A 9219-nucleotide genomic window follows, 5' to 3' on the forward strand; every position below is an offset into this window, starting at 1 on the left:
AGTTAGACTCTGTGGTGATAAGTGAGAATCTCTATATCTTTTGCCTTACCTAACCATACATTGTGCTATGCAACACCTGCTAACTATCCTTCTTCTCGCTGTTACCTTAGCCGTTTCAGCTCAAACAAAATCCACCCAACAATCACCTTCGTTAACGTACGCTGAACCAGCGAGTGTGGGGATGGCGGCCGAACGGCTAGCCCGGATTGATGCGATGGCAAAAGAGGCTATTGAAGATAATGAGGTACCCGGCTTGGTTGCGCTGGTAGCCCGACGCGGAAAGATTATTTTTCATAAAGCCTTCGGTACGGCTGACCTATCGGGCCGGAAGTTAGAAAGAGATGCAATCTTCCGGATAGCTTCCCAAACCAAAGCCGTTACCGCCACTGCCGTAATGATGCTCTGGGAAGAAGGATTGTTCCGTTTGGATGATCCCATCTCCAACTATATCCCCGAATTTAAGAATCCTCAGGTGATCAAGAGCTTCCGCTACGCAGATACCTCATATACTACTAAACCCGCTGAAAACGAAATTACTATTCGCCATCTGCTCACCCACACCTCAGGTTTGGGCTATGGTTTTATCGATGGTGACGAGCGATTTAAGATGATTTATCAGAAAGCCGGAATTGTTGATGCCTTTACCACTGATAATATTACGATAGAAGAGAACATTAAGAAGCTGGCAAAACTGCCGTTGCACTTTAATCCGGGAGAGAAATACTCTTACGCCGAAGGACTGGATGTACTCGGCTACTTTGTAGAAATTATGTCAGGTCAGCCGTTTGATGAATTTCTGCGCGAGCATCTGTTTGAACCACTCGGTATGAACGACACATGGTTTTATCTACCCAGTAATAAAGCTAATCAGTTGGTGGCGGTACAGCGTTGGAATGATAATCAGTGGAAACGTTACTCCGGTAACGGCTACGATGCTGACTATCCGGTTAAAGGTGAAAAAACCTTTTTTTCTGGAGGGGCAGGATTAAGTAGCACGGCGAAGGACTATGCTACTTTCTTGCAGATGTACCTCAACGGTGGCGAACTAAACGGAATGCGGATACTAAGTCGAACTACCGTACAATCCATGATGGGCAACCAGATTGGTAACCTCTGGGAGGGGCAAGACCGCTACTACGGACTGGCCTTTGGCGTGCTCAATCAGACTGGACAAGACCAGGGTGGGAGGGGCAGTATTGGCACGTTCGATTGGGGCGGTTACTTTAATACCCAATACTTTGCTGACCCGCAGGAAGAACTCATTGGCATACTAATGAAGCAAACCCGGGGTGGCAACGGCGATGATACCGGTTGGAAGTTTCGCATACTGGTCAATCAGGCGGTGGATGACTGATTTATTCCGCCGGAAAGTAGTACCTTGTAGCGTTTTTTACGCTATCTCAATTCTATGAGTCTACCCATTTTTTTTGCCGGGTTATTCTTATTACTACTTTTTGTTCACGATCTGGTAATCACCACTTTATCTAATAAAGGTGCTGGATGGTTCACCCGCCATGTTGGGGTGGGAATATGGACGGTTCTGCTCGCCATTAGCAGGTTAACGAAGCAGCGCTGGGTGCTCACCTACGGAGGTACCCTAATCTTGCTATCGGTGTTGCTCATTTGGCTTTTAGGTATCTGGACGGCTTGCACCGTTATGATTATTAGCGAGGAAGATTCGGTAATGAATATCGAGACTAATACCCCCGCTTCGTTCGTCAGTAAAATATACTATACCGGCTACACACTATCTACTTTTGGCAACGGTGATCTGGAGCCGGGCAATGAGTTTTGGGAGATATTCACTGCGCTATTTTCCTTCACTGGATTAATCTTCATTTCTATTGCTTTAACCTATTTACTACCCGTGCTATCGGCCGAAATTGAGAAGCAGCGCCTCAGCGCCTATGTCTCAACATTAGGCTATTCGGTCGATGAGATTCTCAAACAAGCTTGGAACGGAAAAGATCTATGTGCTTTAAAAGTGCATCTTCCCCCCTTGACCAGCATGATTCTTCAACACACTCAAAACCACCACGCTTACCCAGTACTCCATTACTTTCATACCGACCGAAAGAAAGATGCTTTCGCTTTAAATTTGACTAATCTGGATGAGGCATTAATGCTTATGGAATTAGTACCTGAACATCAGCGCCCGTCTAAGCAAGTATTACTGCCGCTACAGAACGCAATATCTCATTACCTTAGCACAGTACAGGATGTGTACGTTCACCCCGCCGAGCAAGCACCCCCGCCGCCTTCCCGAGTCACCTTAGCTGAGATCATTACAGTAGATCAGGTGGAGTGGGATAGGCACTACCGTTGCTGGGCTAAACGACGGAAAATGTTGTTAGGACTACTTCATAATGCCGGCTGGTGCTGGGACGATCTGGAAGCCGGTGCATTTCAGAACTACCGGGAAAATATTGATGAGAATAACGAGTAGCTATGGTTTAATACTGTCTTTTAAAAGGTAATAAGACCTCTGCTACTTATTAGAGACAGTTTGATTTAACCACAATTCGTAAAACGTAGATTCGTGACCGTCGTAGCGGAAGAAATCCAAGTCACCGTCGCCTTCAACATCGGCTAGGTAAGAATTATAGGCTCCGGTTTTGGTCAGCACTTGCTCTTCCCAGTTCATGTTATCTCCCTGATTGATGAAAAGAATAACCGGACTGTTTTCCGACTCACCTTGGTCGCCGTTATTACCCGAAAGCACATCGTAATCGCCATCGCCGTCCACATCGCCTACTTGTAGCGTGTGGGAAAAGGTATTTTTGCCAATCTCATGCATCGTCCAGTCACCTTCCTGCGGATTCGAAGAATCGTACCAGGCAATGCGGTCACGGAACTTCTCGGAGCAGCTAATGAAAACTTCATCTCGGCCGTCATCATCAATATCAGCGCAAAATATCTTAGTAGAATTGTACTCCCACGAGCGGCCTTCGTCGCTATTCCAGTAAGGATCAATGTTCCTGACTGTCCAGTCACCCATCATATCATCGCCGGGGTTTTCAAACCAAAAAGCCGTTGATACCACGTCAATATCTCCGTCGCCATCCAGGTCGCCCACGTGTTGTCCTTCGTGCAGGGTTTCTACAAACACATCCGCCGCTTTTTCCCACTGTTCGGGTGAATCCTGACGATACACCACCATCCGGTGCGAACTAAAGCAGGTAGCCGCTAAATCTAGTTTGCCATCTTGGTTCAGGTCAACTAAGTCTAAGTCTTTTATGAAGGGCGGAAATTCTCCAAGATAGTGGGGAGTCCAGGAAGGGTTTTCGTACCAGTATACCTGAATAGGCTCCTCGCCACCTACCCATTCACCCGCACCAACTGGGCCAATTACATCAATGTCGCCGTCGTTGTCAATATCACCCGAAGCTAAGTCACCGCTAGCAAAGGTTCCCCCTTCGGGACCTTCTTCAGCAATCATATGCAAGGTTGAACCGCTAAAGTCTTCATGGGTTTCGTACCAACCGAGCCAACCCCCGCGAGCGTTATTATTAATCACGAAGAAATCCACCAGCCCATCCTGATTCACATCGGCGTGGCTCCGGGCCCACCACCACTCGGCCCCTTCCGAAACTAGTTTCTTCTGCTCAAACGGAATTGAGTTATATTCCAAAGCTGCGCTTCCTAACAAAGCAATGAGTAGTAATCCGAATGCGTATTTGGGTAGATTGGTGTATTTCATAGTGTTAATTAGGAAACTTTAGAACCATAAAAGTTACTGAAAAGAGCGATGAATAAAAATGATGGTGGGGAAATCTTAGTTTTCTGATAGCACCCTACGGTAAATTATATGCCAACCATTAGGTGATAAACGGACAATTGTCTTGTATTTAAGGACAATTGTCCGTTACTTTAGATTAAAAATGGAAGATGATTAGTAATCAGCGTTTGTTCTCAAAATATGAAAGCACAATCAAAGATGACTACGCTATTGTACTAAATTCATTAAAAGGAATGAAGGTAAATGTATTTTTTGATTTGGCTTCTATCGCGGGGTTAAAAAAGCAGCAATTGGCAGATGAGATTTTTCGAGTATCCCTAAAAACGATCACTCGCTACCAAAAAGATAATAAACGGTTTGATCCTCGAAATAGCGAATTGGCGCTGAAGCTGATTGTCTTATACAAAAAAGGAGTAGAAATCTTTGGTGAAACCCAGAGTTTTAATCGTTGGCTAAATAAACCAGCTTTTGGTCTGGGTGACCAGATTCCTTATCAACTGATGAATACTTCTACTGGCATTGATCTAATCTTGGAAGAGCTGATTAGGATAGAGTTTGGAGCAACTGCATAAATGTGGAAGTTTACCGAATCTGTCTTAAGAAGTGGTCTACTAAACTTACTACCTCAGGTTTCCCTGCCCGATGGAATTCCAAAGGAAAATTTGTGCTTTATACGGCTAGTAGCCGAGCATTGGCTTGTCTAGAAAATGTTGTTCATCGAAGTGGCGAAGGTTTGAACGGTAGCTTTAAAGTGATGGTCATTAAAATTCCTAATGAAGTTGCGATCACTGAAGTAGAAGAAGGTCAGTTACCAATGAATTGGATTGATTTTGCCGCCTATTCGGAATGCCAAAAGATAGGCGATCAGTGGGTGAACGATAATAAGACACTTCTGCTTAAAGTTCCGTCGGCCATTATTCAGAAAGAGCACAACTACCTTTTAAACATCAATCATCCGCAAATGAGCGAAGTGAAAATACTCGGTACTGAAGACTTCCAATTTGACTCCCGAATAAAAGGGAATTAGGAGAGAATGAATCTACTCTTCTATGCTTATGAAACCCTCTCTCCCCTTAAACACCCTCGCGTACAACCCACTGCTATCGCTGCTGACGAGTACATCAGGTTTTAGGGAGTTACGTAAGACAAATGAGCCGTTGCTTTCGTAGCCTTCAATAGTTACCGGACTCATGTTATTCCCTTCAATACGGGCTTGGAAAATGGGGTTTTGACCTTGGGTGTTGAAGTCATCGGCAAAATCGCTGCTGGTGAGGCGAACGAGTTGGTTCAAATACTGAGCCGTTTGGGCGGAATCAGCCGGAGTGCCATTGACAGTCCAAGTGCTATCAGTCAGAGCGAGCGTGAAACTGCTGTCGGCGGGGTATTGGAACGAAATACGGGAAATTTTTTCTTTCTCCAGTTGCAGGAAGTTGCGGTCGCGCCAGCTGTTGAACGGTTGATTAAAAGACGTGGTGAGAAAGCCATCAACGGCGTACACTTCGGGTTCATCGGCCAGACGAACGTAAGATGTAGCTTTGGGACGTTGTTGCTGCATGGGCGGCATACCGGGTTGCATCGGTTGCTGCGGAGGTAATTGTTGTAGACTAAACTTTCCCACGTACACATCCGCCAGTAAATTCTCACCACTGTAAGCTTGCACCCGGCTACCGAGCGAGTCGGTTACTTCAAAAGTATTCCACTTTTCTTCCGAGCGGGCCGCTAGCCGTTGGGGTTCTAGTTGCAGAAGTGTTCCCAACAAGCTTTGTACGGCTTGCTGGTCGGCCTGAGCAGTTTTGCCGCCCTGCGACACTTGCCAGTTATCCTGCTCCTGAGTGAAGGTGACCGCCTCGCCTTCTTTAGGGTTCAGTACCAGCCGAGTGACTGATGTGGTATCCATCGTAACCAGATCAGTGCGGAAATTGCGTTCGTCGGCCTCACTACCTATAAATTGCGTAGCGAGATAAATCACGAATAATACTCCAAAAGTGATCGAAAGAATCTTATTGTTATATGGTTTATGCATAGCTTTCTTGCATTCGTTTTTGTCGAATAGTACGTTTCATCTGGAAGCGAACCACGCCGTAGCCCACTACTAATAAAATCGGAATTAAGAAGTTAGCGTACTTAATCAGCGATTTAGTAGCGTCTTCTACCTGCTCGAGCGGCCGGGAGGTAACTCCTTTAGTACGCAACTCAATCAGCCCGGTATCGTCCGAGAGCCAATCGATGCTGTTTACCAGCAAGCTCACGTTATCACCGCCTTGTCCGCCACCTTGGGTAGCGAATCCGCCATCGGCGACTACCACCATTTTGGCTTCAGTATTGCCTTCAATAGTGCCTTCCAGAGCTGCCGCTACCGGCAAGGCTTCCAGCGGAAAATCATTTTCTGTCCACTGCTTGTTGATGTCAAAATACGCTGGGGCCGGAACGGTGCCCGATTGGGCCGATGATCTGGCTAGTGGGGTGAACGTTACCGTATTACTAGAATCTTGTGATCCGGTATAAGCTAGTGAACTCACAAATGGCATAATTACGGCTTCTAATCCGGCACTGATGGGGTGCTCAGTGAAATTACTTACAATCGGTAAGTAAGGGAAAGAAACCTGCGTATTCATCGTGAAAGGCCCTTGCTGCTGCTGAACCGTGACGGCGCCGCAGTTAGCATCTACTACAAATTTTTCTTCCACTTGTACGCCTTTGTCAGCCAGCCAGCTTTCCAGCCCAGTGTTGACCACCCGTCCGTAGGCGTTTTGCAAATCGCCTTCCACTCGGTCGTAAGCCAGCATGATATTACCGCCTCGGGCCAAAAAAGCATCCAGTTGCGCTAAATGTTGGTCGGGAAACGAGTCGGTAGGAGCGAGAATAGCAATCGTTTTGAACTTGGTGGGAATGTCGGTAGAATCAGTTAACGTCAAATCTTCCGGGCTGTAGAGAATAAACAGTTCGTTAGCTACCTGAGGAAGCGCGCTGATAGACGGCTCACCGTGACCCTGCAAAATACCGACGGAGGGTTTATCCACGGACGATATTTTCTTGATGTTGGTTGAAAGGGTGTACTCCATCGCCGCTCCCGGCTGTACAAAGGGAATCACCTCCTGCTCTTCGTCCATTTGGATAACGGCACCCAGAAATGCTCGCTTCTGACTGATTTCATCCTGATCGCGTACATTTACTAATACCGGCGAAATACCGTTCTGCATGGCTTCCTGCTCAATCTCAGGGTCATCATTCGGGTTCACAAATTCGTACACCACCATGTCGCCAGAAGTGTTGGCGTACTCTACCAGCATCTCTCGAAAATCCGATTTAGTGCGAGCAATATCGGGCGGTAGGTCTTCCGAGAAATAGGCCGTAACGGTAATCGGTTCAGCCAGTTCATTCAGAATATCTTTGGTCGCCTGACTCAAGGTGTAGCGTTGGTCTTCAGTAAAATCCAGCCGTAAGAAATAGTTGGATGACAATAGGTTCGCCAAAACAAGGATTCCTACGATTAGGGCTACGGATATATAAAGAGAGCTTTTACGTTGCATATTTTTAACTACTGATGATAAATGAATAATGCTTGCTCCAGCTTGACTGGAGACTAATCATACTAAGTTTCGTTTGGAAAGACTTACTTCGGATAGCACAATGCCGAGAATGATGAGGGAGAAGAAGTAAATAAGATCTTTGGTATCGATTACGCCTCGGGTCAGCGATTCGTAGTGAGTGGATAGACTTAAAGCGCTGAATACTTCGCCCATCGTACCGGTAAAGCTGCTGGCGAGAACGTCAAAGATGATGTGAAAAAACAAGCCAATAAATAGCGCGCTTAAAAAAGCGACAATCTGATTGTTGGTGGTGCTACTGGTAAAAATTCCGATACTGATGTACACCGCACTCATCAAAATCAGTCCCAGATAGCCGCACCAGATAGCTCCGTGGTCTACTTCGCCCAAACTAGCGATGGTGAAGTAATAGGGTAACGTGAATAACAGCGCAATCACTATCAAGAGTAAACAGGCTAAAAACTTCCCAATCACTAGCTGACGGTCGGTGACTGATTTAGTCAGCAGTAATTCAATGGTTCCGGCTCGCTTTTCTTCGGCCAGCATTCGCATGGTGAGGGCCGGAATAAAGAAAAATAATGTCCAGTAGGCAATACTGAAAAATGACTGGAGGCTAGCCTGCCCGACAAAGAACACGTCGGAACCGTAGAGCCAGGTGAAAAATCCACTAAAGCCCAAAAATGCTACCAGCAAAATATAGGCGATCAGCGAGTCAAAGAAAGATTGAAGTTCTCGTTGGGTTATAATCCAGATAGTCCTCATGGTGAATTGCAAATTGGAAGATTGGAAAATTGAAAATTCTCTTAGAAAATAATTTTCAATTTGTAATTATTTAATCAACTAACAGTTAGATCGCGGAAGATGTCTTCTAATTTAGTTTCTATAGGAATAAGCTCGGTGAGTACCCAGCCCTTTTCAACACAAAGCCGGAAGATGTCGCGGGCAGGAGAAGCCTCGGGTTTACCCTGAACCTCAAACTGGTCTTGATGCGAATTAAAGTAAGCCACTTGTTCTACCGACGGAAGTTTTTTCAGAGCTTCTAGTGCCTCATTAGCAGTAGTATCCTCAATTTTAACTTTTACTACTTCCAGTCCTTGGGCTTGTTTGCGAAGGGTAGTCGCCGTACCATCCGCCACAATCTTCCCTTTGTTGATAATCAGAATACGATCGCAGGTAGCTTCCACTTCCGGTAAAATATGCGTACTCAGAATTACGGTCTTAGCCTGGCCTAAATCTCGGATTAGCTTTCTGATTTCTACAATCTGGTTAGGGTCTAATCCAGTCGTAGGCTCATCCAGAATTAGAATTTCCGGATCGTGGATCATCGCTTGAGCTAACCCTACCCGCTGACGGTAGCCTTTAGAAAGTTCACCAATTTTTTTATGCTTTTCGGCATCCAACCCGCACACCCGTACCATCTCCCGAATTCGCTCATCTACCTGGGCTTTCGTTACGCCTTGTAGCAGCGCACAAAATTTTAGGTAGTCAATTACGGGCATATCCAGGTAAAGCGGATTGTTTTCCGGTAGATAGCCAATATGAGATTTAATGAACGCTGGATCATTTTTTACCGATTTGCCGCCAATTCTGACGTCACCTTCACCAATAGCGATGTAGTTGGTGATCATTTTCATTGTGGTAGTTTTTCCGGCTCCGTTGGGGCCGAGAAAGCCTAAAATTTCCCCGGTCTTTACCGAAAATGAAATATCGTCTACCGCCTTTTGGGGACCATACCATTTAGATAAATTCTCGATCTGAATGTCCATACCCAAGTGTAGGTTAATGGTAGTTATAAATAGGTTTTTCGTAGTCTTGCAGTAATTCGCAAAACTGCAAACTGCTTTAAAAAGAAGCAAAGGAAAAGAGAAAAAAAGAGTTCGTCTTGAGTGAATTTTAACAAAAATTAAGTTTCTATTTACCGGATGTTAATGC

Annotated in this window: 9 protein-coding genes; 4 read left to right on the forward strand and 5 right to left on the reverse strand. The window is 45.6% G+C overall.

The window, feature by feature from the left end:
- The first annotated feature begins 67 nt into the window (after positions 1–67).
- On the forward strand, positions 68–1354 hold the full coding sequence (locus tag WBA23_RS05050) for a serine hydrolase domain-containing protein (RefSeq protein WP_424581159.1): 1287 nt from the start codon (positions 68–70) through the stop codon (positions 1352–1354).
- A gap of 54 nt (positions 1355–1408) precedes the next feature.
- A complete protein-coding gene (locus tag WBA23_RS05055; protein WP_424581160.1) occupies positions 1409–2446 on the forward strand; it encodes a potassium channel family protein in 1038 nt (345 codons plus the stop codon).
- 42 nt (positions 2447–2488) lie between these two features.
- Here WBA23_RS05055 and WBA23_RS05060 read toward each other — a convergent pair whose 3' ends face one another.
- Positions 2489–3700: an FG-GAP-like repeat-containing protein gene (locus WBA23_RS05060; RefSeq protein ID WP_424581161.1), complete on the reverse strand. Its 1212-nt coding sequence runs from the start codon at positions 3698–3700 to the stop codon at positions 2489–2491.
- Between the two features lie 188 nt (positions 3701–3888).
- Between WBA23_RS05060 and parS the strand changes: the two genes are divergently transcribed.
- Positions 3889–4311 carry a type II RES/Xre toxin-antitoxin system antitoxin gene (parS, locus tag WBA23_RS05065; protein ID WP_424581162.1) on the forward strand — a complete coding sequence of 141 codons (423 nt, stop codon included), beginning with the start codon at positions 3889–3891 and terminating at the stop codon, positions 4309–4311.
- 2 nt (positions 4312–4313) lie between these two features.
- Positions 4314–4766 carry an RES family NAD+ phosphorylase gene (locus WBA23_RS05070; protein ID WP_424581163.1) on the forward strand — a complete coding sequence of 151 codons (453 nt, stop codon included), beginning with the start codon at positions 4314–4316 and terminating at the stop codon, positions 4764–4766.
- Between the two features lie 12 nt (positions 4767–4778).
- Here the strand turns inward: WBA23_RS05070 and WBA23_RS05075 are convergent, their stop codons facing one another.
- The 4 genes from WBA23_RS05075 to WBA23_RS05090 all read right to left on the reverse strand — a co-directional run bounded on the left by WBA23_RS05075 (position 4779) and on the right by WBA23_RS05090 (position 9053).
- Positions 4779–5762: a DUF4340 domain-containing protein gene (locus tag WBA23_RS05075; RefSeq protein ID WP_424581164.1), complete on the reverse strand. Its 984-nt coding sequence runs from the start codon at positions 5760–5762 to the stop codon at positions 4779–4781.
- Positions 5755–7269, reverse strand: a complete 1515-nt coding sequence (locus WBA23_RS05080; protein ID WP_424581165.1) for a GldG family protein — start codon at positions 7267–7269, stop codon at positions 5755–5757. Before WBA23_RS05080 ends, WBA23_RS05075 begins: the two co-directional genes overlap by 8 nt.
- A gap of 57 nt (positions 7270–7326) precedes the next feature.
- Positions 7327–8049, reverse strand: a complete 723-nt coding sequence (locus WBA23_RS05085) for an ABC transporter permease subunit (protein WP_424581166.1) — start codon at positions 8047–8049, stop codon at positions 7327–7329.
- A 74-nt stretch (positions 8050–8123) separates the two neighbouring features.
- Positions 8124–9053, reverse strand: a complete 930-nt coding sequence (locus WBA23_RS05090) for an ATP-binding cassette domain-containing protein (protein WP_424581167.1) — start codon at positions 9051–9053, stop codon at positions 8124–8126.
- Positions 9054–9219 lie beyond the last annotated feature (166 nt).

The organism is Tunicatimonas sp., assembly GCF_049647865.1.
Taxonomy (GTDB): Bacteria; Bacteroidota; Bacteroidia; order Cytophagales; family Cyclobacteriaceae; genus Tunicatimonas.